The sequence below is a fragment of the Bosea sp. ANAM02 genome, assembly GCF_011764485.1.
In the GTDB taxonomy this organism is placed as follows: domain Bacteria; phylum Pseudomonadota; class Alphaproteobacteria; order Rhizobiales; family Beijerinckiaceae; genus Allobosea.
On record NZ_AP022848.1, the window covers coordinates 2,937,073 to 2,961,859 of the forward strand.

A 24,787-nucleotide genomic window follows, 5' to 3' on the forward strand; every position below is an offset into this window, starting at 1 on the left:
ATGAGCCACGACCACGATCATTCCCACGATCACGACCATCCGCACGATCACGGCCATGACGGCGAGCCGCGCTGGAAGCATGACGGCGTGCGCGTCATCTCCGGCGACAAGCTCGACCCCAACACCGCGCAGACGCCCGGCATGTTCCGGCAGGCGGCGATCAACCATGCCCGCGTCGGCGCCCAGAAGATCTGGGCCGGCACGGTCGCGATAGAGCCCAACGCAAAGACCGGCGTGCACCATCATGGCGAGCTCGAAAGCGTGATCTATGTGGTGAGCGGCAAGGCGCGGATGCGCTGGGGCGAGCGATTGGAATTCGTCGCCGAGGCCGGGCCGGGCGACTTCATCTATGTGCCGCCCTTCGTACCGCATCAGGAGATCAACGCCGATCCCGACAACCCGCTGCAATGCGTGCTGGTGCGCTCCGACAACGAGGCGGTTGTGGTCAACATCACCGATGTCGACCCGGTCGAGAAGCCGGAAGAAGTCTACTGGGTCGATCCGATCCACAAGCACCCGCACGGGTAAGCGTCGGCCAATCCGCCGTCCTCCTTGACACGTCGTTCAGGCGCTGCAAGCATCGTTATATTCATTCGGATACAGCGATATCGGCCGCGAGGAACAGCATGCTGAAGCGCCGCACCCTGCTGGGCATGGGCCTGGCCCTTGCCGTGAGCCTCGCTCCCGCCTTCGACGCCGCGCAGGCGCAGACGAAGGACCTCGTGATCTTCGCCGCGGCCAGCATGAAGAACGCGCTGGACGAGGCCGCCGCCAACTGGGTCAAGGAAAGCGGCAAGCCGATGCCGAAGATTTCCTATGCGGCGAGCAGCGCGCTCGCGAAGCAGATCGAAAACGGCGCCCCAGCCGACCTTTTCATTTCGGCCGATCTCGACTGGATGGACTATCTCGGCAAGAAGGACCTCATCAAACCGGATAGCCGCATCAGCCTGCTCGCCAACCGGATCGTGATGGTCGCCGGCAAGGATTCGACCGCCAGGCTCGACCTGAAGCCCGGCGCCGATGTCGCGGGCGCACTCGGCGCCGGCCGTCTCGCCATGGGCAATGTCGATTCCGTTCCGGCCGGCAAGTACGGCAAGGCGGCGCTGGAGACGCTCGGCGCCTGGGGCAAGGTCAAGGACAAGATCGCGCAGGCCGACAACGTCCGCGCCGCGCTGCTGCTGGTCTCGCGCGGCGAGGCCCCGCTCGGCATCGTCTACGCGACCGACGCCGCGGCCGACCGCCAAGTCAAGGTCGTCGCGACCTTCCCAGAGGATTCGCACCCGCCGATCGTCTATCCGGTCGCCGTCACCAGGGATTCGGCCAATCCCGATGCGCAGGCCTTCCTGACCTATCTGCGCAGCGCCGCGGCCCGGCCCGTCTTCGAGAAGCAGGGCTTCACGGTGCTCAACAAGGCTGCAAGCTCTTCGTGATCGACTGGCTCTCGCCTGAAGAATGGGCGGCGGTGAGGCTCAGCCTCATCGTCGCGACGACCGCGATGGTCGCGAGCCTCCCGCTGGGGGTCGGCGTCGGCCTGCTGCTGGCGCGCGGGCGCTTCTGGGGCAAGTCCCTGCTCGACGCCATCGTCCATATGCCATTGATCCTGCCGCCGGTGGTGACGGGTTATCTGCTGCTCGTCGGCTTCGGCCGGCGCGGGCCGATCGGGCAATTCCTCTACGACTGGTTCGGGATCGTGCTCTCGTTCCGCTGGACCGGCGCGGCGCTGGCCTGCGCGGTGATGGGCTTCCCGCTGATGGTCCGCGCCATCCGGCTTTCGATCGAGGCCATCGACCGCAGGCTCGAATCCGCTGCGGGCACATTGGGCGCGAGCCCGATCTGGGTCTTCCTCACCGTCACCCTGCCGCTCTGTCTGCCCGGCATCATCGCCGGCATGATCCTGTGCTTCGCCAAGGCGATGGGCGAATTCGGCGCGACGATCACCTTCGTCTCCAACATCCCCGGCGAGACGCAGACCCTGCCCTCCGCGATCTATACCTTCACGCAGGTTCCAGGCGGCGATGCCGGCGCGATGCGGCTGACGCTGATCTCGATCGTGATCTCGGTCTCGGCGCTCTTCCTCTCGGAGTTGATGGCCCGCATCGTCGGGCGGCGGATCGCCGTCGAATGACAGATGTCCTCGACATTGCCGTCCGCCACAGGCTCGGCGAGTTCACGCTCGACGCCGCCTTCACCTCGGACGGGCGCCTGACGGCCCTGTTCGGCAGCTCGGGCTCGGGCAAGACCTCATTGGTCAATGTCATCGGTGGATTGATCCGGCCCGATTCCGGCCATGTCCGCATCGATGGCGAGACGCTGGTCGATACCGGGCGCGGCATCTTCCTGCCGAAGCATCGACGGCGCATCGGCTACGTCTTCCAGGAGGCGCGGCTCTTTCCGCATCTCACCGTGCGCCAGAACCTGCTCTTCGGACACTGGTTCGTGCCGCGCGCCCAGCGCAGGCCGGCCGAGCTCGACAAGGTGCTGGACCTGCTCGGCATCGGCCATCTGCTGCGCCGCCGCCCCGGCGCGCTCTCCGGCGGCGAGAAGCAGCGCGTCGCCATCGGCCGCGCTTTGCTGGCGCAGCCCCGCCTTCTCCTGATGGACGAACCGCTGGCCGCGCTCGACGAAGCCCGCAAGGCCGAGATCCTGCCGCATATCGAGCGCCTGCGCGACGAGGCCGGCATCCCCATCGTCTATGTCTCGCATGCGCTGGCCGAGGTCGCCCGCCTCGCCACGACGGTCGCGATGGTCGAGAATGGGCGTGTCGCTGCCTGCGGTCCAACGGCCGAAATCCTCTCCCGTCCCGATCTGGCAGCAAGGCCGGGAGCGCCGGAGGCAAGCACGCTGCTTTCCGCCGAGGTTGACGGCTTCGAAGAGGCCTTCGGGCTGGCACGGCTGACGACGCCGGCCGGTCCCTTGACGATCGCGCGCGGCGCGCTGCGGCAGGGCCAGCGCATCAAGATCCGCATCCTGGCCAGCGACGTCATGCTCAGCCTCGGCCAGCCGGCCAAGATCAGCGCGCTTAACGTGCTCTCGGGAACAGTCGCCGAGATCGGTGAGCGCAGCGGTACCGGCGGCAGCACCGTACATCTGCTGATCGCTTGCGACGAGGCGAGATTGGCGGCGCGCCTGACCGCGAAATCCGTGGCGCTGCTGGAGCTGGCGCCCGGCAAGCCGGTCCATGCGGTGGTGAAGAGCGTTTCCGTCGAGATGCCTTGAAGACCGATATGCCCCCGAGCCCTCATCCTGAAGAGCCGCGCCAGCGGCGTCTCGAAGGATGTTTCAGGAGGCTCCAGAACCATCTGGAACATCCTTCGAGACGCAAGCCTCCGGCTTGCTCCTCAGGATGAGGGCTTGAGGTCGGCAGCCTGCGGAGCCGCTCGACGGCCCCGCAAAAAACTCATGCAACCAACCTTGACCTTCCCATGATGGGAAGGCCTATATCGCCTGTCATCACCATGAAGGAGACGGCGATGACGGTCATCGACAGGAGCAGGAACGACCTCGAAACCCTCGATCTGGGCGTCGAGGGCATGACCTGCGCGAGCTGCGTCGCCCATGTCGAGCGCGCCATCGCGGCGGTGCCGGGCGTCGATGCGGTCTCGGTCAATCTCGCGACCGAGCGAGCGCATGTCAGCTTCGCCAAGGGCGGCACCGACCTGAAGCAGATCGAAGCGGCCGTCCGCCAGAGCGGCTACACCCCGGTCGAGAACACGATCGAATTGTCGGTCTCGGGCATGACCTGCGCCTCCTGCGTCGGCCATGTCGAGAAGGCCCTGCGCGCCGTGCCGGGCGTGGTCGAGGCCACCGTCAACCTCGCGACCGAGCGCGCCAGCGTGAAGGCGCTCGCCGGCGACGAGATCGTTCCGGCCCTGGTCAAGGCCGTTGCCGGCGCCGGCTACGAGGCGAGTCCGATCGCAGGGGTCGATGGCGAGGCCGACACACGCCGGCAGGTTGCCAAGGACGAAGAACAGGGCAAGCTGCTGCGCTCCGTCCTCCTCGCCGGCCTGCTGACGCTGCCCCTGCTCGTCGTCGAGATGGGCAGCCACATGGTCCCCGCCCTGCACCACTGGCTCGCCGGCACCTTCGGCGAGTGGAACCTGCGCGTCTTCTCCTTCGCGCTGGCGACCATCGTCCAGTTCGGGCCGGGCCTCGTCTTCCTGCGCAAGGGTTTCCCGGCGCTGCTGCGGCTGGCGCCCGACATGAACTCGCTGGTCATGCTCGGCACCGGCGCGGCCTATCTCTATTCGAGCGTCGCGACCTTCCTGCCGGACCTGCTGCCGATGGGCACCGAGGGCACCTATTTCGAATCCGGCGCGGTGATCGTGACGCTGATCCTGCTCGGGCGCTGGTTCGAGACCCGCGCCAAGGGCCGGACCGGCGCCGCCATCCGCAGCCTGATCGCGCTCCAGCCCAAGACCGCGCGCGTGCTGCGCGATGGCGCCGAGAGCGATGTCGCCGTCGACGGCGTCCGCCCCGGCGACGTCGTCATCCTCAGGCCGGGCGAACGCGTCCCCGTCGATGGCGAGGTCACCGACGGCACCTCCTTCGTCGATGAATCGATGATCACCGGCGAGCCCGCCCCCGTCCGCAAGGAAGCCGGCAGCACCGTTACCGGCGGCACCGTCAACGGCTCGGGCGCGCTGCGCTTCACCGCCCGAAAGGTCGGCTCCGACACGCTGCTCGCCCAGATCGTACGGACCGTTCAGGCCGCGCAGGGCGCCAAGCTGCCGATCCAGGCCATGGTCGACCGCGTCACGCTCTGGTTCGTGCCGGCCGTGATCGGGCTGGCGCTGCTGACCTTCGCCGTCTGGCTGAGTTTCGGCCCGAGCCCGGCCCTGTCCCATGCGCTGGTCAATGCCGTCGCCCTGCTGATCATCGCCTGCCCCTGCGCCATGGGCCTGGCCACCCCGACCTCGATCATGGTCGGCACCGGCCGCGGCGCCGAGCTCGGTATCCTGTTCCGCCAGGGCGACGCCCTGCAGGCCCTGAAGGACGTCCAGATCGTCGCGCTGGACAAGACGGGCACGCTGACCAAGGGCAAGCCCGAGCTCACCGATGTCGAGCCGGCGAATGGCTTCGCGGCCGACGACGTGCTGCGCCTCGTCGGCTCGGCCGAGAACCGCTCGGAACATCCGTTGGCATTGGCGCTGGTCGCAGCCGCCAAGGCGCGGAATCTTGCGCTCGCCGAGCCGGCCGACTTCACCAGCGACCCCGGCCGCGGCGTCACCGCGACGGTCGAGGGCCGCAAGGTCGCGATCGGCGGCCACAGGCTGATGGAGGGCGCCGGTCTCGACATCGCGCCCTTCGCCGCCCGCGCCAAGGCGCTGGCCGAAGCCGGCAAGACGCCGCTCTATGCCGCGATCGACGGCAAGATCGCAGCCGTCATTGCCGTCGCCGACGCGGTGAAGGAGACCACGCCCACCGCTATCGCCGCCCTGCACAGGCTCGGCCTCAAGGTCGCGATGGTGACCGGCGACGACCGGCGCACGGCGGAAGCGGTCGCGCGCGGGCTCGGCATCGACGAGGTCTGGGCCGAAGTGCTGCCGACCGACAAGGCGGAGGTGGTGAAGCGCCTGCAAAGCCGCGGCGCCAAGGTCGCCTTCGTCGGCGACGGCATCAACGATGCGCCCGCTCTCGCCCAGGCCGATGTCGGCATCGCCATCGGCACCGGCACGGATATCGCGATCGAGAGCGCCGATGTCGTGCTGATGTCGGGCGACGTGATGGGCGTGCCGCGCGCGATCGCGCTGTCGCAGGCGGTGATTTCCAACATCCGCCAGAATCTTGCCTGGGCCTTCGGCTACAACGCCCTGCTGATCCCGGTCGCGGCGGGCGTGCTCTATCCGGCCTTCGGCATCCTGCTCTCGCCGGTCTTTGCAGGGCTCGCCATGGCGCTGTCGAGCGTCAGCGTGGTCAGCAATGCACTGCGGCTGAAGCGCTTCCAGGTTCCGGCTTCACATGGAAAGGAGGCCTGAGAGCATGCTTGGAAATTCCATAGCCCTCATCCTGAGGAGCCGCGAAGCGGCGTCTCGAAGGATGCTCCAGATGGTTCCGGAGCCTCTACGATCATCCTTCGAGACGCCATTCCTGCCGGAATGGCTCCTCAGGACGAGGGCTTTTCCAATGCAGAGGGAGGCCTGAGATGAATATCGGCGAAGCCGCGACCCGCTCCGGCGTCAGCGCCAAGATGATCCGCTACTACGAGAGCATCGGCCTGATCACCGCGCCGGCCCGCACGGCCGCGCAATACCGGGTCTATGCCCCCGACGACGTGCATACGCTGCGCTTCGTACGCCGCTCGCGCGATCTCGGCTTCTCGCTGGAGGAGACGCGCGAACTGCTCGCGCTCTGGCGCGACAAGAGCCGGGCCAGCGCCGATGTGAAGAACCTCGCCATGGCGCATGTGCGCGAACTCGAGGAAAAGGCGGCCGAGCTTAAGGCCATGGCCGACACGTTGCGGCATCTGGCGACGCATTGCCATGGCGACCACCGGCCGGATTGCCCGATCCTGGCGGACTTCGCGGCTCCCCCTTCGACGCAGGCCAAAGCCTGAGACGCTGCTCCGCCATGCACTGAATGTCTGGACGGGGCGGCACGGGATTGCTCATATGCCACCGCCCACCAGAGGCGGGTCCGGCCCGGCCGCATCGGCCCTGTCGGGGAATCCGCCTCTCAACAAAAGACGGGGAACGCGCGTGCGGTCCCCAGGCGGAACGACAATGGACAATCGAAACGATCTCTGGCGGCATGTCGATGCGAACAAGGAGCGCCTGATCGCGCTTTCCGACCGGGTCTGGGGCATGCCGGAGGTGTGCTACACAGAGAAGCGCTCCGTCGCCGAGCATATCGCCGAGCTGAAGCACCAGGGCTTCAAGATCACCGAGAATGTCGCCGACATCCCGACAGCGGTGATCGGCGAGGCCGGCGAAGGCGGCCCGGTCATCGCCTTCCTCGGCGAATACGACGCCTTGCCCGGCCTGTCGCAGGAAGCCGGCGCCTCCGAGCACAAGGAGATCGAGGCCGGTGGCCATGGCCATGGCTGCGGCCATAACCTGCTCGGCTCGGCCGCGATGCTCGCGGCGGTGGCGATGAAGGACTGGCTCGCCGAGAACAAGATCCCCGGCCGCGTGCGCTATTACGGCTGCCCGGCCGAGGAAGGCGGCGCGGCAAAAGCCTTCATGGTCCGCGCCGGCGCCTTCGACGACGCCGATGTCGCGATCTCGTGGCACCCGTCGAGCTTCTGGGAGGTCGCTCCTGCGCTGGCGCTCGCGAATACCCGCGCCGATTTCGTCTTCACCGGCCGCGCCTCGCATGCCGCCGCCGCGCCGCATCTCGGCCGTTCGGCGCTCGATGCCGTCGAGCTGATGAATGTCGGCGTCAACTATATGCGCGAGCACATGCCCTCCGACGCGCGCGTTCATTACGCGCTGCTCGACACCGGCGGCATCGCGCCGAACGTCGTTCAAGCCCATGCCCGCGTCCGGTACTCGATCCGCGCCCGCGATCTCCGCGGCATGCTGGAGCTCGTCCAGCGTGTGAAGAAGATCGCCGAAGGCGCGGCGCTGATGACGGAAACCAAGATGGAGATGCGCATCGTCAGCGCCGTCTCCGATCTCGTCGCCAACACGCCGCTCGAAGAGGCCATGCACAAGGTGATGGGCGAGCTCGGCGCGCCACATTTCGACGATGCCGACAAGGCCTATGCCGAGAAGATCCGCGCGACGCTTTCGCCGCAGGAGATCGCCTCGATCTGGCGCACGATCGGCATGCCCGATACCGGCGCTCCGCTTGCCGACTTCCTCGTGCCGCGCGACGCCAAGCGCAACCCGGCGATCGGCTCGACCGATATCGGCGATGTGAGCTGGGCGGTGCCGACCGTGCAGGCCCATGCGCCCACCGTCGCGATGGGCACGCCGTTCCACACCTGGCAGGTCGTGGCGCAGGGCAAGTCCCCCGCCGCGCACAAGGCGATGGTCCATGTCGCCAAGGCGATGGCCGCGACCGGCGCCGCCGTGCTGAGCGACCCGGCCCTGATGGCCGCCGCCAAGGCCGACCATAAGGCGCGCCTCGGCAAGGAAGGCTACACCTCGCCGCTGCCGCCCGAAGTGAAGCCGCCGCTGACGATGTCGCTGGGCTGATCGCCCTCGCTTGCCGTCATTCTCGGGCGCCGCGCAGCGGTGACCCGAGAATCTCGTGCCGATAGAGGCGCCCCTCCTTCCTGAGATGCTCGGGTCAAGCCCGAGCATGACGGCTGTGGCTGCGTTGCCTTGCCGATTGAACGAACACATATGATCCGGGAGAATGGGCCCTTGCCGTCAGCCGGCAGAATCGCCACCCGGAGCCAGCATGGATCGCGCAGAGGAATCGGAAGACGGGCTCGGCCGGCATCACCGTTCGGCCAGCGGCCAGGCCGATTCCGCCGTTCCCGAGCCGGTCGATCTCGCCGGCTATGTCCTGGACGAGCAGTTCGGTTTCCTGCTGCGGCAGATGCAGCAGCGCTATGTCGCGATGTTCCTGGAGATGATGGGGGCGGACGGGCCGACGCCGCCGCAATTCGCGGTGCTCTGCCGGCTCGCGGTCGATGGGCGGATTTCCCAGAACCAGCTCGGCCGCATGACGGCGATGGACCCGGCCACGATTCGGGGCGTGGTGACGCGGCTGGCCGAGCGCGGGCTGGTCGAGCGGCTGCACGATCCCGACGACAAGCGCCGCGTGCTGGTGCAGCTCGGCCAGCGCGGCCGGGAGCTGCTGCCTGAATATGTCGAGCGCGCCAAGGCGATCACCGTCGCGGCGCTCGACCCGATGGCGGAGCGCGAGGTCGAACCGCTGCTTGAGGTGATGCGGCGCCTGCTTTCGGGCTTCAGACCGCCAGATACTGGCTCCGCGCCGTCTCGTCGGCCTTGAGCGCCGCCATCGTATCGTCGAAGCGGATCAGCCCCTTCTCGATGATCACGGCGCGGTCGGCGATGCTGCCGGCGAAATGCAGGTTCTGCTCGGAGAGCAGCACGGACAGCCCCTCGCCTTTCAGCACGCGGATGGTCTGCGCCATCGCCTCGACGATGACCGGCGCGAGCCCTTCGGAGGGCTCGTCGAGCAGCAGCAGGCGCGGATTGCCCATCAGCGTGCGGGCGATGGTCAGCATCTGCTGCTCGCCGCCGGACATGGCGCCGCCCGGCCGGTCGCGCATGCGCCCGAGATTAGGGAAGAGATCGAACAGCCGCTCCGGCGTCCAGTGCGGCGCGCCCTTGCGGGGCGGCTGGCGGCCTACCTCGAGGTTTTCCATCACCGTCAGGTCGGAGAAGACGCGCCGGTCCTCCGGGACATAGCCGATGCCGAGCCGGGCGATGGCAAAGGGCTCGCGGCCGGCGATTTCCTTGCCCTCGAAGCGGATCGAACCCTGCGGCTCCGGCACCAGCCCCATCACGGTTTTCATCGTCGTCGACTTGCCGGCGCCGTTGCGGCCCATCAGCGCGACGACCTCGCCGGACCCGACCGAAAAGCCGACGCCGTGCAGGATCTTGGCGCGGCCATACCAGGCCTCGACGCCAGCGAGTTCGAGGAGCGCCGTCATCAATGCCCTCCCGAGGTCGCGCCGGAGCCGAGATAGACCGCGCGCACCTGCGGGTCGTTGCGCACCTCGGCACTTGTTCCCGCCGCGATCAACCGGCCACGATCGAGCACCAGCACGCGATCTGCATGGGCGAAGACGACGTCCATGTCGTGCTCGGTGAAGAGCACGGCGATGCCGCGCTCCCGTGCAATGCGGGCGGTCAATGCCATGAGCGCGATGCGCTCCTGCGGCGCCATGCCGGCGGTGGGTTCGTCCATCAGCAGCAGCTTCGGCGCATTGGCGAGCGCGATCGCGAGTTCGACGCGCTTCAGGTCGCCATAGGCGAGCACGCCGCAGGCGCGCTCCGCCTGCTGGGCCATCCCGACCTGATCGAGCAAGGCATCAGCCGGCTCAAGGCGGCGCTTGTCAGCGCGACCGAACAGCCGCCAGCTTTTCCCCGCGTGCGAGATCAGCGCCATCTGGACGTTCTCGCGCACGGTCATCGAGGCGAAAGTCGCGGTGATCTGGAAGGTGCGGCCGACGCCAAGGCGCCAGACCTTGCGCGGCTCGAGCCCGGTGATCGGCATTCCGGCCAGCAGCACCTCGCCACGATCGGGCCTGAGCTGGCCGTTCAGCATGTTGAAGCAAGTGGTCTTGCCGGCGCCGTTGGGGCCGATCAGCGCGACCAGCTTGCCAGCCTCGACCGAGAAGGAGACGCCGTCGACCGCCTTCACGCCGCCGAAGGATTTGGTGAGGTCGCGGGCTTCCAACACGGGCGCGCTCATGCCGCCACCATCGTTTGCGTGGCGCTCTCGCGCCTTGCGCGCCAGAACAGCCAGGTGCCGACGAGGCCGCGCGGAAACAGCACGACCAGCAGCACGATCGAGAGGCCCAGGACGAAGCGCCAATAGGCGGTCAGCTTCATCAATTGCTCGTTGAGGCCCATATAGGCGAAGGCTCCGATAACCGGCCCGGCGACCGTCTGCACGCCGCCCAGCAGCACCATCAGAAGCGCATCGACCGAGCGCGGGATCGCCATATAGGTCGGGAAGACCGAGCCTTTGGAGAAGGCGAAGAGCCCGCCGGCGATGCCGGCTGCGATTGCCGCGATGGTGAAGGCCGCCCATTGCAGGCGCCCGACATCCAGCCCGATCGCCTCGGCCCGCAAGGGGCTGTCGCGGCCGGCGCGCAAGGCATAGCCGAAGGGCGCGAAGATGATGACGCGCAGCGCCACGATGACCAGCGCAGCGATGGCGAGCGCGAGGTAGTAGAACACCGTCTTCGGCACCGCCCAGGCCGAGGGCCAGACACCGAGGATGCCGTTGTCGCCGCCGGTGAGATCGACCCACTGGAAGGCCGTGGCCCAGGCGATCTGCGCGAAGGCCAGCGTCAGCATGGCGAGATAGACGCCCGAGAGCCGCACGCAGAACCAACCGAAGATCGCGCCCGCGACGCCGGCCAAGAGAGGCGCCAGCATCAGGGCCTCTTCCATCGGGCTGCCCAGCCATTTCACCGCCAGCGCCGCGCCATAGGCGCCGAGCCCGAAATAGGCGGCATGGCCGAAGGAGGTGATGCCGCCCGGCCCCATCAGCAGATGCAGCGACGCCGCGAAGACCGCGAAGATCACGAGGTCGGTCAGGGTCAGGACGACATGATCCGGCACGACCAAGGGCGCCAGCGCCAGCAGGCCGAGCGCCACCGCTCCGAACAGCTTGGCCGCGCCATCGGCCGGGCGCAGCAGGAAGAGCTGGCCGGCATGGCCGTGCGGCTCGCTCGCCGCCTTGCCGAGCAGGCCGTGCGGCCGAACGATCAGCACCGCCGCCATCACCAGGAAGATCAGCACCAGCGTGATCTTCGGCAGGATCAGGATGCCGAAGGCATGGAGCACGCCGATCAGCACGGCGGCGAGATAGGCCCCCGTCACGCTGCCGAGCCCGCCGACCACCACGACCACAAAGGCCTCGGCGATCATGGACAGGTCCATGTGGAGGTTGATCGCCTCGCGCGGGAGCTGGAGCGCGCCGCCGAGCCCCGCCAAGGCCGCGCCGAAGGCGAAGACCGAGGTGAAGAGCAGGCGCTGGTTGACGCCGAGCGCACTGACCATCTCGCGGTCCTGCGTCGCCGCCCGGATCAGCACGCCCCAGCGCGTCCGGTGGAAGAGCAGCCAGATCAACCCGAGCACGACCGGCCCGACTGCGATCAGGAAGAGCTCGTAGCTCGGGAAGCGGCTGTCGAACAGGATGACGAAGCTGCGCAAGCCCGGCGCGCGCGGGCCGAGCTTGTCCTCCGGCCCCCAGGTCGCCAGCGCGATATCCTGCAGCATCAGCACGACGCCGAAGGTCGCAAGCAGCTGGAACAGTTCCGGCGCCTGATAGATCCGCCGAAGGATCAGGGTCTCGATAAGCACGCCGGCAAGGCCGGTCAGCAGCACGGCGAGGATGACGCCGCCCCAGAAGCCGAGCGGATCGGCCGGGCCAAACCAGGTCACCAGCGTGAAGGCCAGATAACCGCCCAGCATGTAGAGCGAACCATGGGCAAAATTCACGATACGCGTGACGCCGAAGATAATCGACAGCCCGCACGCCACCAGGAAGAGCGACGACGCAGAGGCCAGGCCGTTCAGGGTCTGGGTGAGGACGAGATCAAGCATATCGTCTCGGGTGAAGCGCGAGGTCTTCGCGGGCGGTTAGAGCATATCTGGATTCGGCGTCATCGGCGCCATGCGGAGCCTCGCGATCATTCCGGAGCGCCGCATCGCGGCGAGCCCGGAACCCATGAACACGACGCCGATCCAGTTCCGTCATGCTCGCCCTTGTGGCGAGCATCCACGTCTTGCTAGGGCTCTCGATCGAGAAGTCGTGGATGGTCGGGACAAGCCCAACCATGACGGGATCGGCGTCGTGTTCATGGGCTCCGGGCTCATTGCTGCGCAATGCCCCGGAATGACGGCGTGGTTCCCGCTCAGCCCACTGGGCGCAGCTTGCGGACCTCGTCGTCGCTCGGCAGGTACTTCGCGCCGTCACGATAGCTCCAGTCGACCATCACGCCCTTGCCGTTCTTCAGCGCGCTCTTGCCGATATAGGCGCCGAGCGTCGACTGGTGGTCGATCTTGCGGAACTCGACGGGCCCGAAAGCCGAACCGAATGTCAGCCCTTCGAAGGCATCGACCAGTTTCTCGTTATCTGCGGAGCCGGCCTTGGCCAGCGCTGCAGCGATGGCCCGCACCGTCTCGTAGCCAACGACCGAACCCAGCCGCGGATAGTCGTTGTATTTCGCCTTGTAGGCATCGCGGAACTTGACGTGTTCCGGCGTCTGCAGGTCGGCATGGGGATAGCCGGTGATGATCCAGCCTTCCGGCGTCTCGGCGCCGAGCGTGTCGAGATATTCCGGCTCGCCGGTCAGCATCGAGACAACCTGGCGTCCCTCGAACAGCCCGCGCGTATTGCCGGCGCGGACGAAATTGGCGAGGTCGACCGCGAAGGTGACGTTGAAGATCGCCTCGGGCTTGGCCGCCTCCAGCGCCTGGACGGTGGCGCCGGCATCGATGCGGCCGAGCGCCGGGAACTGCTCGGCGACGAAGGTGACGTCGGGGCGCGCCTTCACCAGCAGTTCCTTGAACCACTTCACCGCCGACTGGCCGTATTCGTAGTTCGGCGCGACGATCGCCCATTTCCTGGCCGGGAGCTTCGCCGCTTCCTCGACCAGCATCGCGGCCTGCATGTAGGTCGAGGGGCGCAGGCGGAAGGTGTAGCGATTGCCCTTCGACCAGACGAGGGCGTCGGCCAGCGGCTCGGAGGCGACATAGAGCCGTTTGTTCTGGTTGGCATAATCGGCGAGCGCCAGCCCGACATTGGAGAGGAAGCCGCCGGCGATGATGTCGACCTTCTCGGCGGTGGCAAGATCGGCGGCATGGCGCACCGCGTCCTCCGGTTTGCCGGCGTCGTCGCGGAATACGGTCTCGAGCTTGCGGCCGAGCACGCCGCCGGCTGCGTTGATCTGCTCCTGCGCCAGCTCCCAGGCCTGCCGATAGGGTTTCAGGAAGGCAGGCTGGGCGGTATAGGAGTTGATCTCGCCGATCCGGATCGGCAGCGCGCCCTGGGCGCGCGCCAGCGAGGGAACGCCGAGGGCAAGCGTGCCCGTGACGAAACTGCGACGGTCGATCTTCATGAGGGTCAAGTCCTTCGCCCCGCTGCGGCTGCAATCCGCGTCGATACCGCTCACACCGGGGTCGGCGGAGCGGATTTCATTTGTATGCATATGAATGTCTGTGGTGAGCTGTTTGTCAATCTGCCTTTCTTGCAATGCAGCAGTTAGGCAGACGCGTTACAGCCATTCGTCCGGACTCACGCAGAATTCTGGAAAGCTATTGATTCCAAAAGAGAAATCGTCCGCCCAAAAATAAGTCAGCGATGCTGCCCTTTTGGCCTTGCTGCTGGAACCCGTGCGTCCTATCTAAGTTGCACCGCAGCAGAGATGCTGCGTCGCCCTCCTTGGGCGTTTCCTCCCTAGACTTGGGCTGCGCTTCCCGCGCGGCCCTTTTTTTGTCGGGATGTACGGTTCTACCAGCGCCGGCCATAGCCCCAGGGGCCGCCGAAGGAGGCATCGAAACGATCGAAGCGATGGCGCCGTTCCGCCGCGCGATCGAGGTCGAGCTGCAGCAGGCAGGTCGAGAAGCCCTCGCTCGGGGCGCGGAAGCCGAAGGAACGGCAACGCTGCTCGTCCAGGGCGCGGTATTCGGCCTCGGTGGTGACGCAGCCGGCCAATGCGAAGGCCAGCATCGCGCCGGCCGCAAGCTTGACGATCGTCATCTCGCCTATCCTCTCGTTCATGCCTGTCCTACGCATGATTGTCTTGGCGGTTCCCGCACTCAGCCGAGTGGGATGGACACCTGGCCATCGTGGGGCAGAACCACCTGATTGTCATTCCGGGGCTTCGCGTAGCGAAGAACCCGGAACCCACGACCGGGCGAGCAGCTTATGGCGCGATACAGAATGCTCCACCCAGTCGTGGGTTCCGGGTTCGCGCCTGCGGCGCGCCCCGGAATGACAAGAGCAGCTGCAACCCGCCATAACCAAATGTCCCTGGCCCCTAGCGCGAGAACTTGATCGGCACGCTCAGCGCGATCGCTCCGCCGCCGAGCCCATCCGGGGGGGCAGGGACCGGGCTGGCGCGGCGGATCATCGCGACCGCTTCCTGATCCAGCGTCGCGTCGCCCGAGCCACGGACGAGCCGCGCCGACAGCACGCGGCCAGCACGGTCGATGCTGAAGGCGACCTGGACCGTGCCGGGGCTGGCGCCGCCGGGGAAGCGCTTATAGCGGTTGAGATGCGCCATCAGCGACCCGCGCCAGCTCGCCGTCGCCGCCGGAGACGGCGATGAGGCTCCCGCATTGGGGGCCGCGGCGCGCGTCGCGACACGGTCCTGCGCCACCGGCGCGGAGGTCTGCGCGGCTTTCGGCTTGTCGGGGCGGATCGGCTTCTTCTTCTCGACGATCCTGGGTTTCGGCTTGGGCTTGGGCTTTTCGGGCGGCCTCGGCTTCGGCACCTCCTTCGGCGGCGGCGTCAGCATCGCCGCGGCATCCGGAAGCGGCGGCAGTTCGGGAATCCTGATCTCCGGCTCGGGGATAGCGACGGGTTCCGGTTCCGGCGGTGGCTCGATCTCCTTGGGCGGCTCGACCGGCTCGGGCGGCGGCGGTTCGGGCTCGGGCTGGGCCTCGGCCATCTCGGGGCCGGGCGCGATCTCCTGGGGCGGCGCTTCGGGCGCGACGGCGAGCGGCGCGAGCTCGATCATCACGGCGGCCGGCGGCGCGCCCATCGCCGCCTCGGCGCGCTGCCAGTTGGCGATGACCCAGCCGGCCGTGCCATGGGCGCTCGCGACCACGAAGGCGGCCAGGCTCCAGCGCAGGGCCGCCGGCGCGTAGCGGGAGATCGAGGGGCGTTCCATGCTCATGGCTTGGCCCCCGCAGCAGCCCCCTGCCCGGTATCCTCGAGTCCGACCAGCGCGATCTTGAGATAGCCGGCATTGCGCAGCAGGTTCATCACGTTCATCAGCTCGCTATAGGCGACGCTGCCATCGGCGCGCAGGAAGACCCGCTGCTCGCGATCGCTGCCCGTCTTCTGGTCGAGCGCCGCCTGCAGGGCCTCGCGCGGTACGGGGTCATTGCCGAGCGCGAGCGTGAGATCGCCCTTCACAGTCAGGAACATCGGCGTGTCCGGCCGAGGCTGCGGCTGCGCGTTCGAGACCGGCAGGTCGACCGCGACATCGACCGTCGAGAGCGGCGCCGCGACCATGAAGATGATCAGCAGGACCAGGATGACGTCGATGAACGGCGTGACATTGATGTCGCTGACCTCGCCGAGATCGCCGTCCTGCGGGTCCTTGAGGGAGACGCCCATGGCTCACTCCGCCGGGACGAGCGACGCGGCCGCCACGGCTGTCGCAGCCGAGGAGACCGAGGCCGAACGCGGGGCCGGCGCGACGGCGCGCTGGCGGCGCTCCAGATCGCGCGAGAGATGGCGCAGGATCTCGCCGGAAGCGTCGGACAACGTGGCGCGGTAGCCGGTGATCGCGCGGGCGAAGACATTGTAGATGATGACGGCGGGGATGGCGGCGACGAGGCCGATCGCGGTCGCCAGCAGCGCCTCGGCGATGCCCGGCGCGACCACCGCGAGATTGGTCGTCTTGGCCTGGCTGATGCCGATGAAGGAATTCATGATGCCCCAGACCGTGCCGAACAGGCCGACGAAGGGCGCGGTCGAACCGATCGTGGCGAGCAGGCCGGTGCCGCGCGCCATCGAGCGGCCGGCGTGCGCCTCGATCCGCGACAGCGCGATGGCGGCGCGCTCCTTGATGCCGTCCTCACCGAGATCGGCCGAGCGGCGTGTCTCGGCCAGCGCTGCCGAGAGCAACTGGCCGACGGCGCCGCGCAGCTTGCCGTTCTTGCCGGCGGCAGCACTGGCCGCCGCGCTCAGGTTGTCGGCGGCCTCGATGCGGCGCAGGGCCCGGCCGGCGGATCGCTTGGCGGCGGCCAGCTCCATCGCCTTTGCGAGCCAGATCGTCCAGGTCACCAGCGAGGCGAAGGCGAGCCCGAGCATCACGCCTTTCACGACGATATCGGCCGCCATGAACATGCCCCAGGGTGACAGGTCATGCGGCAAGGTGGCCGCCGCGGCCGGAGCGGCCACGGGCGTCGCGGGGCCGACAGGGGTCAGCGGCGGATGGGCGGTGCTCGGCGGGTTGATGCCGAGCTGGGGCAGAGCGGGCGGGAGGGGATTGGTCGGAGTTGCCGGCAGACTCGGGGCAACGGGCTGGCTGGGAGCGGCTGGCAGGGCCTGTGCCGCCGGTGGCGCCATATCGGCCGGCGCCTGAGGAGCGGTTTGCCCCGGCGTCTGGGCCTGGGCCGCCACCACGGACAGGCTCATCGCAACAAGGGCCAGACGGAACGCACGCATCATCACAAATCAGCCTTCTCTGGAGGAGCGCCGTGCCGGCTTTCGCCGGCTCCACAGCCCAGATTCCGGCCCCCTGGGTCCGGCAGCTTCCTCATTGGAATCATTACAAAAAAAGACTTGCAGCAGCGATGCTGCATATGCGATACGCCTGTTCGAATCGGGCGATCATGTCAAGGAAAAGCGGCTCGCCGGCCGTGCGCTGCGATGGGCCTCGGCCGCGCGAAATCAGGCCAGCCCGCGCTTCCCGGCAGCCCTCACATATCCGCTATTCGATGAATGCAAGGCGCCGCTGCTACGGGTCGTGCGGCCGTGGTTCAGTTGCGCTCGGGCCGGTCGATCTCGGCCTGCAAGGCCGTGAGATGCGTAGCAGCAGCCTCCGTCGCAGCCTGCTCGACCGCACGGAAACGCAGGATGAGCACTTCGCCGAGCGGGGTCAGTTGCGCCCCGCCGCCATTGCGCCCGCCGACCTGGCGCTCGACCACCGGCTTGCCGAACAGCACGTTCAGCTCCTCGACCAGCTCCCAGGCGCGCCGATAGGACATCTCCATCGCCCGGCCGGCAGCCGAGATCGAGCCATGCGTCGCAATATTCTCGAGCAGCGCGATCTTGCCGGGGCCGATCCGGCCCTCGGGGTCGAGCTGGATGCGCAGGCTCAGCGAGGGCACCGCGGCCTCAGGAGGCTTTGGCGAGGGTCGCCTGCGCGCCCTCGCCACAAGCGGCAAGCCAGATCGCCGCGATGCGCTCGATGCCGGTCTGGTCATCGGCGTCGAATCGCGCCGGCGACGGGCTGTCGAGATCGATTACGCCGATGACGCCGTCGCGGCCATGCAGCGGCACCACGAGCTCGGAGCGCGAGGCCGCATCGCAGGCGATGTGACCGGGGAAGGCATGGACGTCCTCGACCAGCATCGTACGCCCTTGCGCCACGACTGCGCCGCAAACACCCTTTCCGACGGGAATGCGGACGCAGGCCGGCTTGCCCTGGAACGGGCCGAGCACGAGTTCGCCCCCGCGCATGATGTAGAATCCGGCCCAGTTCAGGTCCGGCATCATCTGGAACAGCAGGGCCGAGGTGTTGGCGGCGTTTGCGATGGGATCGCTTTCGCCGGCGAGCAGAGCTTCGAGCTGCCCGGCGAGCTCGCGATAGAACTCAGGCTTGCTGCCGGCTTCGATGCTGCGTGCCTCGAACATGATCCTGACGCCTCGCTTGCGTTCGCTCTCGAAATCCAGCGCCGGTTCCTACCACCATCCTCCCGGCCGCGCCATCGAAGAGGCCCCTTCCCCGCACCCGGCGGATCGTGCCAATCCTCGCGCGCCTCACCGGATCGGGAATCGGTCTCGAGCGAGGTGCCCGGCGAATCCAGGCTGACGGAGACATCCCGATGAACGACCTGACTGCGAGCCCGCGCCGGACCGACGGCAGCGCCGGCGATGCCGATTACGGCCGGATCGGCCAGGGCTATGCCTCCTATCGCCAGCCCGAGCCCGCCATCGCCGCGCTGATCGAGGTGGCGCTCGGCCCGGCCCGGCGCATCCTCAATGTCGGCGCGGGCGCCGGCTCCTACGAGCCGCGCGGCCGCGACATGACGGCGGTCGAGCCCTCCGCCTCGATGCGGGCGCAGCGCCCGGCCGATATCGTCGCCGCGATCGATGCGACCGCCGAGGCCCTGCCCTTTTCCGACGGGCATTTCGACGCGAGCATGGCGACCTTCACCGTGCATCAATGGGGAGATCTCGATGCCGGCCTGCGCGAGATGCGCCGGGTGACGCGCGGGCCGATCGCGATCCTGTCCTGCGATCCCGAGCTCGTGCAGGCCTTCTGGCTCAACCATTACGCGCCGGAGGTGCTGGCGACCGAAGCGCGGCGCTATCCCTCGCTCGGCCATATCGGCACGGTGCTGGGCGGCGATGTCGAGATCGTCGCGGTGCCGATCCCGCTCGACTGCAGCGACGGCTTCAACGAGGCCTATTATGGCCGTCCGGAGCTTTTCCTCGATCCGGGCGCGCGCTCAGCCTGCTCCGCCTGGAGCTTCGTCGGCGAGGCCGCGAACGCCGCCTCGATCGAGCGGCTGCGCCAGGACCTGGAATCGGGAGCCTGGGACGCGCGACATGGCTTCCTGCGACAGCAACCGAGTTTCGACGGTTCGTTGCGCCTCGTCATCGCACGACCCTGAGCTTGCCGCTTCCACTCAGGACGAGACCGTCATCGCGGGCTTTCCCCGACAACAGGCCTCGCCTCGCCAGCGTCCCCATGCGAAACCATATCCCCGACCAGAGCAGACCACCTTGTTTCCAAGGACGTCGGCTCACCCGATAAAAAGCCCGCAGCGCTCGGCGCTGCGGGCGTTTGCAAAGCGACCCGGTGCCGTTAGTCGCAGACGCGGGTCGTCCGTCGCACGACACCGCGCCGGGTTTCGCGTTCGGTCGTCACCGTGCGACAATCCCTGCGGGAATTCGCGCGGCGCCACTCCCGCTCGCGACGACGCTCATAGCGATCGCGCCGCTCCTCGCGGATCTCGCGATCGATAGCTCTCTCACGGGGCGAGCGCGGATCGACGCTGACGCCGCCCGGACCGATATTGATCGATTGAGCCTGCGCTCCGCAGCTCAGCAGAATCCCGGCGACCAGGGCGGGAACAAGACGTTTCATGGCGTATCCTCCGTTCCCGTCAGCAACGGATCAGGCTTGGATTCGTTCCGAAACAGGACAGCCTGCAGTCTCGCGGGAGACGTTCGCTCTCACGCTTCGTCGGCCGACGCGCCCCACCCGTGCGACCCAGCGCTCCGGATGTGCCTGAAACGCAAAGCGCGCCGGCGGGGCCGGCGCGCTCGCAAGCGATGACGAAAGATCGCGCGCTCAGTGCAGGATCTGGGATAGGAAGAGCTTTGTGCGCTCGTGCTGGGGGTTCTTGAAGAATTCGTCGGGGGTGTTCATCTCGACGATCTGGCCGGCATCCATGAAGATGACGCGGTCGGCGACCTGGCGGGCGAAGCCCATCTCGTGGGTGACGCAGAGCATGGTCATGCCCTCGTCGGCCAGCGAGACCATGGTGTCGAGCACCTCCTTGACCATCTCGGGATCGAGCGCCGAGGTCGGCTCGTCGAACAGCATGATCTTCGGGCTCATGCACAGCGAGCGCGCGATCGCCACGCGCTGCTGCTGGCCGCCCGAAAGCTGGCCCGGATACTTCGCCGCCTGCTCGGGGATCTTGACGCGCTTGAGATAGTGCATCGCCACCTCCTCGGCGTCCTTCTTGGGCATCTTCTTCACCCAGATCGGAGCCAGCGTCAGGTTCTCCAGGATCGTCAGATGCGGGAACAGGTTGAAGTGCTGGAAAACCATCCCGACATCGCGGCGGATCTCGTCGATCTTCTTGAGATCGTTGGTCAGCTCCGTCCCGTCGACGATGATCTGACCCTTCTGGTGCTCCTCGAGACGGTTGATGCAGCGGATCATCGTCGACTTGCCCGAGCCTGACGGGCCGCAGATGACCAGCTTCTCGCCGCGCTCGACCTTCAGGTTGATGTCGCGCAGAACGTGGAACTCGCCATACCACTTGTTCACGCCGATCATCTCAACCGCCGTCGCCGTGTTCAAAGCCGTCGGCTTCAGCGCCGCGGGACGCGTATCGGTCATCTTGGTTTCTGCCATTGCCATGGTTGTCGTCCCTCTCAGCGTTTTTGGCCGGCGGCGAGGCGCTTCTCGACCGCGATCGAGTAGCGCGACATGCCCCAGCAGCACAGGAAATAGAAGATGGCGGCGAACGCGTAGCCTGTCGAGCGCGTCACCGGCGTCGCCCAGGTCGGATCGATCAGCGTCGCCTCGATGGTGCGCAGGAAATCGAAGATGCCGACGATGGCAACCAGCGTCGTATCCTTGAACAGGCCGATGAAGGTGTTGACGATGCCCGGGATCACGATACGCAGGGCCTGCGGCAGGATGATCAGGCGCATCATCTGCCAGTAGCCGAGGCCGAGCGACATGGCACCCTCGTACTGGCCTTTCGGCATGGCCTGCAGGCCGCCGCGCACCACCTCCGCCATATAGGCCGCCGCAAAGAGCGCGACGCCAACCAGCGGCCGCAGCAGCCGGTCGGGCGACCATTCCTGCGGCACGAAGAGGGGAAGCATGGTGTTGGCCATGAAGAGAACGGTGATCAGCGGCACGCCGCGCACGAACTCGATGAAGATCACCGAGATCAGCTGGATCGCCGGCAGCCGCGAGCGGCGGCCGAGCGCGAGCAGGACGCCGAGCGGCAGCGAGAAGACGATGCCCACCGCGGATATCAGGAAGGTGACGGTCATGCCGCCCCAGAGGCCGGTATCGACGCGCGGCAGGCCGATCTTGTCGGCAAGGATCGCGAGCACCCCGAAGACGACGAGCGACATCAGGATCAGCGTCTTCGGCCCGGAGAAGCGCTGCCAGGCCGGCATCGCCTCCTCGACCGCGAGCTGTCCCTCGCCGATCCAGAACTTCATCAGCCCGGGCGCGAAGGAGACCACCAGATACAGCGCTGCCAGCGCGACCGTGACGATGATCAGGAAGCGCAGGAAGCCCTCCGCCGATGCGCCGCCGAGCAGCAGGATGAAGGCGCTCGCCGGCATCACGACGAAGAAGAAGAAGGCGCCGACCTTCTTCTGCGGAGCCCTGGTCCAGAGCAGCCAGACCACGCCCAGCGCGAACATCACGAAGACGATGTTGACGCGCCAGCGCTCGGTCACCGGGTAGGAGCCGTAGATGAAGTACTGGGTGCGATCCGCGACATAGGCCCAGCAGGCACCGACCGGCCGCCCGACCTTGTCGGCGAGGCAGGCGTCGCGGTTCGTGCCGGTCCAGACCGCATCGAGAATGTAGAAACGGACCAGCCCGGGGACCGTGTCGATGACGAACCAGACGCAGAGCAGCGTCAGGATCGCGTTGAGCGGGCTGGAGAACAGGTTTGCCCTGATCCAGGCCAGCGGGCCGGCGACGGAGAGCGGCGCCGGCTCCTGCGGCAGCGTCTCCTTGCGGACGAAGGCGTAGGGCGCGTTTTCGGTCGTTGCGTCAGTCATCGCGCGGCCCTCACCGTTCCACCAGCGCCATGCGCTTGTTGTAGATGTTCATGAACAGCGACGTCACCAGCGAGATCGTCAGATAGACCGCCATCGTGATCGCCACGACCTCGACCGCCTGTCCGGTCTGGTTCAGCACCGTGCCGGTGAAGACCTGCACGAGATCGGGATAACCGATCACCACCGCCAGCGACGAGTTCTTGGTCAGGTTGAGGTAGTTCGAGGTCAGCGGCGGGATGATGACGCGCATCGCCTGCGGGATGACGACGAGCTTCAGCGTCGGCCCGTTGCGAAGGCCCAGCGCATGGGCCGCCTCGGTCTGGCCTTTCGACACGGCGAGGATGCCGGCGCGCACGACCTCGGCGATGAAGCCCGCCGTATAAGTGGTCAGACCGATCAGCAGCGCGACGAATTCAGGAAAGATCTGGATGCCGCCGCGCAGGTTGAAGCCGGCGAGCTCCGGATAGATGAAGGAGACAGGCCGGCCGGTGACGAAATAGACCAGCAGGGGCAGAACCACGATCAGGCCGAGCGCAACCCATCCGATCGGGTACTGCCGGCCGGTCGCCGCCTGCTGCTTGCGAGCCCAGGAGCGGAAGACGAAGGTCGCAGCGACGCCGATCAGGAACGCCCAGACGATCAGGCTGCCGCCCGGACCGAGCTGCGGATCGGGAAGGTAGAGGCCGCGGTTGTTGAGCAGCGTCCCACCCGGCAGCGCGATCGACTGGCGCGGGTTGGGCAGCGGTTTCAGCACCGCGTTGTACCAGATGAAGAGCTGGAGCAGCAGCGGGATGTTGCGGATGCCCTCGACATAGATCATCGCGAGCTTGGCGATCACCCAGTTGTGCGACAGTCGGGCCACGCCGATGAAGAAGCCGAGGAACGTCGCCAGGACGATGCCGAGCCCCGCGACCAGCAACGTGTTGAGCAGGCCGACGAGGAAAGCGTCGCCATAGGTCGAACCACCGGATGCCGAAAACGGAATCAGCTTCTGGTTGACGTCGAACCCGGCGGCGTTGTGCCAGAAGCCGAAGCCGGAGGCGATCTTCTGCGCACGCAGGTTCTCGATCGCATTCGATGCCGCCGACCAGATCAGGAAGGCGACGATCGCCACCAGAGCGATCTGATAGACATAGCCGCGGATCTTCGGGTCGTAGAACAACGACGCCTTGCCGGGTGATACCTGTTCGCTGGGAATGCTCGACACCTGTCACGCCCTTTTTGCTTCGCTTGTCGTGGCCGGCGATCCTGCAGCGGTGCGGTTGCGCCGCGGTCGTCTTGTTGTCCGTGCCACTGTTCTGGTCTTGCGACGCGCACCCGACCGGCCGGCCGCGCACGCCTTGTTCAGCCCCCGGTTCCCGCCCGCGCCACGCGCTGCGACGGATATCCGGCGCCGGCAGAAGCCGGCGCAACGATGATCTTCATGCCGTTCCCCTGTTCGGAGCGGGTTGATCCCGCTCTCGGCTTGCCAGCAAGTCCCGGGCCAGACGCCCCGGATCCTGCCCCATTGTCTTCGTCCCTTCCGGAGCCTCAGGCTCCGTTACATTCGATCGGCCGGCTTCGATCCGGTCCGGTTCAGCGGATCGGCGGAGCGTATTGCAGCCCGCCCCGAGTCCACAGCGCATTCTGGCCACGTTCGATCTTCAGAGGCGAGTCCCGACCGAGGTTTCGCTCAAAAGATTCACCATAATTGCCGACATGACGCAGGATGCGATAGGCCCAATCGCGATCGAGCCCCAGCGCCTCGCCGAAATCCCCCTCGATTCCGAGCAGCCGGCGCACATCCGGACGCTCCGACGCCCGCATCGCCGCGGCATTGCTCTGGCCGACCCCCATCTCCTCGGCGTTCAGCATGGCGAAGAGCGTCCATTTGACCAGATCGAACCATTGGTCGTCGCCATGACGGACGGCAGGGCCGAGCGGCTCCTTCGAGATCGTCTCGGGCAGGATGACGTGCTCCTCCGGCGTCGCAAGCTTCATCCGCTGGATCGCGAGACCCGAACGGTCATAAGCGAATGCATCGCAACGGCCGCTGGCATAGGCGTCGACGGTCTCCTCGCTGCCCTTGAAGGCGACGATCTCGTATTTCAGGCCATGGCCGCGGAAGAAGTCGGCGACGTTGAGTTCCGTGGTGGTGCCCTGCTCGACGCAGACCGAGGCGCCCGCAAGCTCGAGGGCCGAGTTCAGACCGAGCTTTCGCCGGACCATGAAGCCCTCGCCGCCGTAGAAATTGATGCCGGTGAAGTTGAGGCCGAGCGCCGTGTCGCGCGCCATGGACCAGGTCGATGTCCGCGACAGCAGATCCACCTCGCCCGTCTGCAGCGCCGTGAAACGGTCCTTCGACAGAAGCGGGACGAAACGTACCTTCTCGGGATCGTCGAAGATCGCGGCGGCGACCGCCCGGCAGAGATCGACATCGAATCCGGTCCAGCGCCCTTCCCTGTCGGGAATCGAGAATCCGGCCAGCGAAGGCGCCACGCCGCAGATCACGGCGCCGCGACGCCTGACCTGCTCCAGCAAGCCGCCCTCCGGAGCAGCCCGTCCGCTTGCCGGCACAATGATCGCGAAGGTGGCGAGTGCCATCGCGGCGAGGGACAGCATGCTTGCTTTTCCCATGGCGAACAGGCCCTGGACGACAGCAGCAACGGCACCGTGCGGCAATCGAACACTCAAATCCCGTGCGCCGTCGGCGGAACCCGCCTCAAGGCGCAAGCACGAAACGGAATCGGGGCGC

At 67.2% G+C, this 24,787-nt stretch carries 24 protein-coding genes; 9 read left to right on the forward strand and 15 right to left on the reverse strand.

The features are described 5' to 3' along the window. The 8 genes from OCUBac02_RS14155 to OCUBac02_RS14190 all read left to right on the forward strand — a co-directional run bounded on the left by OCUBac02_RS14155 (position 1) and on the right by OCUBac02_RS14190 (position 8,904). Positions 1-528 (forward strand): cupin domain-containing protein, encoded by a 528-nt coding sequence (locus OCUBac02_RS14155; RefSeq protein ID WP_173046460.1) that lies wholly within the window; start codon positions 1-3, stop codon positions 526-528. Positions 529-626: 98 nt separating this feature from the next. Continuing rightward, on the forward strand, positions 627-1,430 hold the full coding sequence (modA, locus tag OCUBac02_RS14160) for a molybdate ABC transporter substrate-binding protein (protein WP_173046462.1): 804 nt from the start codon (positions 627-629) through the stop codon (positions 1,428-1,430). Further along, the gene (gene modB / locus OCUBac02_RS14165; RefSeq protein ID WP_173049578.1) at positions 1,430-2,125 is read left to right on the forward strand and encodes a molybdate ABC transporter permease subunit; all 696 of its coding nucleotides are present in this window, start codon (positions 1,430-1,432) and stop codon (positions 2,123-2,125) included. Before modA ends, modB begins: the two co-directional genes overlap by 1 nt. Continuing rightward, positions 2,122-3,216, forward strand: a complete 1,095-nt coding sequence (modC, locus tag OCUBac02_RS14170) for a molybdenum ABC transporter ATP-binding protein (RefSeq protein ID WP_173046464.1) — start codon at positions 2,122-2,124, stop codon at positions 3,214-3,216. The genes modB and modC overlap by 4 nt, the downstream gene beginning before the upstream one ends. Before the next feature lie 254 nt (positions 3,217-3,470). Then, on the forward strand, positions 3,471-5,975 hold the full coding sequence (locus OCUBac02_RS14175) for a heavy metal translocating P-type ATPase (RefSeq protein WP_173046466.1): 2,505 nt from the start codon (positions 3,471-3,473) through the stop codon (positions 5,973-5,975). Positions 5,976-6,142: 167 nt separating this feature from the next. Next, positions 6,143-6,553: a Cu(I)-responsive transcriptional regulator gene (cueR, locus tag OCUBac02_RS14180; RefSeq protein ID WP_047576968.1), complete on the forward strand. Its 411-nt coding sequence runs from the start codon at positions 6,143-6,145 to the stop codon at positions 6,551-6,553. A 166-nt stretch (positions 6,554-6,719) separates the two neighbouring features. Further along, positions 6,720-8,138: a M20 family metallopeptidase gene (locus OCUBac02_RS14185; RefSeq protein WP_173046468.1), complete on the forward strand. Its 1,419-nt coding sequence runs from the start codon at positions 6,720-6,722 to the stop codon at positions 8,136-8,138. A gap of 208 nt (positions 8,139-8,346) precedes the next feature. Then, positions 8,347-8,904 (forward strand): MarR family winged helix-turn-helix transcriptional regulator, encoded by a 558-nt coding sequence (locus OCUBac02_RS14190; RefSeq protein ID WP_173046470.1) that lies wholly within the window; start codon positions 8,347-8,349, stop codon positions 8,902-8,904. Here OCUBac02_RS14190 and OCUBac02_RS14195 read toward each other — a convergent pair. The 10 genes from OCUBac02_RS14195 to OCUBac02_RS14240 all read right to left on the reverse strand — a co-directional run bounded on the left by OCUBac02_RS14195 (position 8,861) and on the right by OCUBac02_RS14240 (position 18,192). After that, positions 8,861-9,571: an ABC transporter ATP-binding protein gene (locus OCUBac02_RS14195; RefSeq protein ID WP_197933269.1), complete on the reverse strand. Its 711-nt coding sequence runs from the start codon at positions 9,569-9,571 to the stop codon at positions 8,861-8,863. The two genes, OCUBac02_RS14190 and OCUBac02_RS14195, sit on opposite strands and share 44 nt — an antisense overlap. Then, positions 9,571-10,335, reverse strand: coding sequence for an ABC transporter ATP-binding protein (locus OCUBac02_RS14200; protein WP_173046474.1), 765 nt, complete (start codon positions 10,333-10,335; stop codon positions 9,571-9,573). The genes OCUBac02_RS14195 and OCUBac02_RS14200 overlap by 1 nt, the downstream gene beginning before the upstream one ends. After that, entirely contained in the window at positions 10,332-12,200 is a 1,869-nt protein-coding gene (locus OCUBac02_RS14205; protein WP_173046476.1) for an ABC transporter permease, read from the reverse strand. The genes OCUBac02_RS14200 and OCUBac02_RS14205 overlap by 4 nt, the downstream gene beginning before the upstream one ends. A 311-nt stretch (positions 12,201-12,511) precedes the next feature. Further along, positions 12,512-13,717, reverse strand: a complete 1,206-nt coding sequence (locus tag OCUBac02_RS14210; RefSeq protein WP_173046478.1) for an ABC transporter substrate-binding protein — start codon at positions 13,715-13,717, stop codon at positions 12,512-12,514. A gap of 392 nt (positions 13,718-14,109) precedes the next feature. Continuing rightward, entirely contained in the window at positions 14,110-14,358 is a 249-nt protein-coding gene (locus tag OCUBac02_RS14215) for a hypothetical protein (protein ID WP_173046480.1), read from the reverse strand. Positions 14,359-14,638: 280 nt separating this feature from the next. Then, positions 14,639-15,499: an energy transducer TonB family protein gene (locus OCUBac02_RS14220; protein ID WP_173046482.1), complete on the reverse strand. Its 861-nt coding sequence runs from the start codon at positions 15,497-15,499 to the stop codon at positions 14,639-14,641. Next, positions 15,496-15,945 (reverse strand): TonB system transport protein ExbD, encoded by a 450-nt coding sequence (gene exbD / locus OCUBac02_RS14225; RefSeq protein WP_173046484.1) that lies wholly within the window; start codon positions 15,943-15,945, stop codon positions 15,496-15,498. The genes OCUBac02_RS14220 and exbD overlap by 4 nt, the downstream gene beginning before the upstream one ends. Positions 15,946-15,948: 3 nt before the next feature. Then, positions 15,949-17,004 (reverse strand): tonB-system energizer ExbB, encoded by a 1,056-nt coding sequence (gene exbB, locus OCUBac02_RS14230; RefSeq protein ID WP_244638941.1) that lies wholly within the window; start codon positions 17,002-17,004, stop codon positions 15,949-15,951. A 311-nt stretch (positions 17,005-17,315) separates the two neighbouring features. Continuing rightward, positions 17,316-17,666 (reverse strand): winged helix-turn-helix domain-containing protein, encoded by a 351-nt coding sequence (locus tag OCUBac02_RS14235; RefSeq protein ID WP_173046486.1) that lies wholly within the window; start codon positions 17,664-17,666, stop codon positions 17,316-17,318. Between the two features lie 7 nt (positions 17,667-17,673). After that, the gene (locus tag OCUBac02_RS14240) at positions 17,674-18,192 is read right to left on the reverse strand and encodes a GAF domain-containing protein (RefSeq protein WP_173046488.1); all 519 of its coding nucleotides are present in this window, start codon (positions 18,190-18,192) and stop codon (positions 17,674-17,676) included. A 191-nt stretch (positions 18,193-18,383) separates the two neighbouring features. On the opposite strand from OCUBac02_RS14240, the gene OCUBac02_RS14245 reads away from it, so the two are divergent. After that, positions 18,384-19,175 (forward strand): class I SAM-dependent methyltransferase, encoded by a 792-nt coding sequence (locus OCUBac02_RS14245; protein ID WP_173046490.1) that lies wholly within the window; start codon positions 18,384-18,386, stop codon positions 19,173-19,175. Positions 19,176-19,369: 194 nt separating this feature from the next. Here the strand turns inward: OCUBac02_RS14245 and OCUBac02_RS14250 are convergent, their stop codons facing one another. From OCUBac02_RS14250 to OCUBac02_RS14270, 5 genes are all read right to left on the reverse strand, one after another. Beyond that, a complete protein-coding gene (locus OCUBac02_RS14250) occupies positions 19,370-19,651 on the reverse strand; it encodes a hypothetical protein (protein WP_047575996.1) in 282 nt (93 codons plus the stop codon). A 207-nt stretch (positions 19,652-19,858) separates the two neighbouring features. Next, positions 19,859-20,638, reverse strand: a complete 780-nt coding sequence (locus OCUBac02_RS14255; protein WP_280528816.1) for an amino acid ABC transporter ATP-binding protein — start codon at positions 20,636-20,638, stop codon at positions 19,859-19,861. Positions 20,639-20,673: 35 nt separating this feature from the next. Beyond that, positions 20,674-22,053 (reverse strand): amino acid ABC transporter permease, encoded by a 1,380-nt coding sequence (locus OCUBac02_RS14260; RefSeq protein ID WP_047575121.1) that lies wholly within the window; start codon positions 22,051-22,053, stop codon positions 20,674-20,676. Between the two features lie 10 nt (positions 22,054-22,063). After that, positions 22,064-23,260: an amino acid ABC transporter permease gene (locus OCUBac02_RS14265; RefSeq protein ID WP_244638942.1), complete on the reverse strand. Its 1,197-nt coding sequence runs from the start codon at positions 23,258-23,260 to the stop codon at positions 22,064-22,066. A gap of 368 nt (positions 23,261-23,628) precedes the next feature. Then, a complete protein-coding gene (locus tag OCUBac02_RS14270; protein ID WP_244638943.1) occupies positions 23,629-24,654 on the reverse strand; it encodes an amino acid ABC transporter substrate-binding protein in 1,026 nt (341 codons plus the stop codon). Between the last annotated feature and the right edge of the window lie 133 nt (positions 24,655-24,787).